Origin of the sequence: Streptomyces sp. AC550_RSS872, from assembly GCF_019049285.1 — a bacterium.
GTDB lineage: Bacteria > Actinomycetota > Actinomycetes > Streptomycetales > Streptomycetaceae > Streptomyces.
The window spans coordinates 1-260 of record NZ_JAGMUL010000168.1 but is presented as its reverse complement, the minus strand read 5'-3'; the positions used below and the strand labels follow the sequence as shown (position 1 = coordinate 260).

The following is a 260-nucleotide window of genomic DNA, read 5'->3' as shown; positions in this document are numbered from 1 at the left end:
GCCTCGACCTTGTACGTGACCTTCAGAACCGGCGAGTAGATGGAGTCGACCGGGATACGACCGATCTCCTGGCCCACCTGCTTGTTCTGCACGGCGGAGACGTAACCACGGCCACGCTCGACCGTGAGCTCCATCTCCAGCTTGCCCTTGCCGTTGAGCGTGGCGAGGACGAGGTCGGGGTTGTGCACCTCGACACCGGCCGGGGGCGCGATGTCGGCGGCGGTGACCAGACCCGGGCCCTGCTTGCGCAGGTACATCAC

Annotated in this window: 1 pseudogene; it reads right to left on the bottom strand. The window is 66.2% G+C overall.

Annotation, left to right across the window (positions count from 1 at the left end):
- Nucleotides 1-260, bottom strand: a pseudogene (locus tag KUM44_RS38260) (DNA-directed RNA polymerase subunit alpha); the annotation flags it as partial.